The 2,743-nt window shown below is 56.7% G+C and carries 1 rRNA gene and 1 other annotated feature (1 of these 2 cut by a window edge); the gene reads right to left on the bottom strand.

The annotated features are described in order from the left end of the window. Window positions 1-13 precede the first annotated feature (13 nt). A 5S ribosomal RNA gene (rrf, locus tag AB0L97_RS38420) occupies window positions 14-130 on the bottom strand. Window positions 131-260: 130 nt separating this feature from the next. After that, window positions 261-2,743 (bottom strand) — a sequence feature (most likely nonfunctional fraction of RNA operon); it runs 1,725 nt beyond the window's last position.

The following is a 2,743-nucleotide window of genomic DNA, read 5'->3' on the forward strand; positions in this document are numbered from 1 at the left end:
TCGTGAAAGGATGTTCCGGCGGTGTCCTACTCTCCCACACCCTGTCGAGTGCAGTACCATCGGCGCTGGCAGGCTTAGCTTCCGGGTTCGGAATGGGACCGGGCGTTTCCCCACCGCTATGGCCGCCGTAACTCTATGAAACTATCCACACCCCCAACCCACACCCGAAGGATATGGGACTCCACCACAAGGGACAGAGTGTTTTCGGGGGTATCTGTGTGTTGTTTCAGATACCGCACAGTGGACGCGTAGCAACCTTTGTTGGTAAGTCCTCGGCCGATTAGTACCGGTCACCTCCACACGTTACCGTGCTTCCAGTTCCGGCCTATCAACCCCATGGTCTATAGGGGGCCTTAACCACTCGAAGGTGGTGAGAAACCTCATCTTGGAACAGGCTTCCCGCTTAGATGCTTTCAGCGGTTATCCCTTCCGAACGTAGCCAACCAGCAGTGCCCTTGGCAGGACAACTGGCACACCAGAGGTTCGTCCGTCCCGGTCCTCTCGTACTAGGGACAGCCTTCCTCAAGTTTCTGACGCGCGCGGCGGATAGAGACCGAACTGTCTCACGACGTTCTAAACCCAGCTCGCGTGCCGCTTTAATGGGCGAACAGCCCAACCCTTGGGACCTACTCCAGCCCCAGGATGCGACGAGCCGACATCGAGGTGCCAAACCATCCCGTCGATATGGACTCTTGGGGAAGATCAGCCTGTTATCCCCGGGGTACCTTTTATCCGTTGAGCGACACCGCTTCCACATGCCGGTGCCGGATCACTAGTCCCGACTTTCGTCCCTGCTCGACCCGTCAGTCTCACAGTCAAGCTCCCTTGTGCACTTGCACTCGACACCTGATTGCCAACCAGGCTGAGGGAACCTTTGGGCGCCTCCGTTACATTTTAGGAGGCAACCGCCCCAGTTAAACTACCCACCAGGCACTGTCCCTGAACCCGATCAGGGTCCGAGGTTAGAAGTCCAATACGACCAGAGTGGTATTTCAACGACGACTCCACGAACACTGGCGTGCCCGCTTCACAGTCTCCCACCTATCCTACACAAACCGTACCGAACACCAATACCAAGCTATAGTGAAGGTCCCGGGGTCTTTTCGTCCTGCCGCGCGTAACGAGCATCTTTACTCGTAATGCAATTTCGCCGAGTCTGTGGTTGAGACAGCAGAGAAGTCGTTACGCCATTCGTGCAGGTCGGAACTTACCCGACAAGGAATTTCGCTACCTTAGGATGGTTATAGTTACCACCGCCGTTTACCGGGGCTTAAATTCTCAGCTTCGCGCCCGAAAGCGCTAACCGGTCCTCTTAACCTTCCGGCACCGGGCAGGCGTCAGTCCGTATACATCGTCTTACGACTTCGCACGGACCTGTGTTTTTAGTAAACAGTCGCTTCTCTCTGGTCTCTGCGACCACACCCAGCTCGGACCGCAAAGGATCGTCACCAGACGTGGTCCCCCTTCTCCCGAAGTTACGGGGGCATTTTGCCGAGTTCCTTAACCACAGTTCTCTCGATCGCCTCGGTATTCTCTACCTGACCACCTGTGTCGGTTTGGGGTACGGGCCGTGTACCAACTCACTAGAGGCTTTTCTCGGCAGCATAGGATCACTGAATTCGCCTCAATCGGCTACGCATCACCTCTCAGGCACATGTTGTGCGGATTTGCCTACACAACGCCCTACCGGCTTACACCAGGTAATCCACCACCTGGCCCAGCTACCTTCCTGCGTCACCCCATCGCTTGACTACTACAGCAGGGGTCGTGCGCAGCCGCTTCAAGCTTCCCGAAGGAAGTCCATCCACATTTGGGCACTTAGCACCACTGATTCGCCATTGGGCGCGGATACACGGGTACGGGAATATCAACCCGTTGTCCATCGACTACGCCTGTCGGCCTCGCCTTAGGTCCCGACTCACCCTGGGCGGATTAACCTGGCCCAGGAACCCTTGGTCATTCGGCGGACGAGTTTCTCACTCGTCTTTCGCTACTCATGCCTGCATTCTCACTCGCACAGCCTCCACAACTAGGTCACCCCGCTGCTTCCACGGCTGCACGACGCTCCCCTACCCATCCCAGCTCCTGGCTCGAAAGCAGAATAATGCTGGAATGCCGCGGCTTCGGCGGTGTACTTGAGCCCCGCTACATTGTCGGCGCAGGATCACTTGACCAGTGAGCTATTACGCACTCTTTCAAGGGTGGCTGCTTCTAAGCCAACCTCCTGGTTGTCTTCGCGACCCCACATCCTTTTCCACTTAGTACACGCTTAGGGGCCTTAGCCGGCGATCTGGGCTGTTTCCCTCTCGACTACGAAGCTTATCCCCCGCAGTCTCACTGCCACGCTCTCACACACCGGCATTCGGAGTTTGGCTGACTTCGGTAAGCTTGTGGGCCCCCTAGGCCATCCAGTAGCTCTACCTCCGATGTGAAACACGTGACGCTGCACCTAAATGCATTTCGGGGAGAACCAGCTATCACGGAGTTTGATTGGCCTTTCACCCCTACCCACAGCTCATCCCCTCAGTTTTCAACCTAAGTGGGTTCGGGCCTCCACGACGTCTTACCGTCGCTTCACCCTGGCCATGGGTAGATCACTCCGCTTCGGGTCCATGACATGCGACTCAAAACGCCCTATTCGGACTCGCTTTCGCTACGGCTACCCCACACGGGTTAACCTCGCCACACACCGATGACTCGCAGGCTCATTCTTCAAAAGGCACGCCATCACCCCACCACAAAG

The sequence above is a fragment of the Nocardia sp. NPDC051911 genome (assembly GCF_040681035.1).
Taxonomy (GTDB): Bacteria; Actinomycetota; Actinomycetes; order Mycobacteriales; family Mycobacteriaceae; genus Nocardia; species Nocardia sichangensis.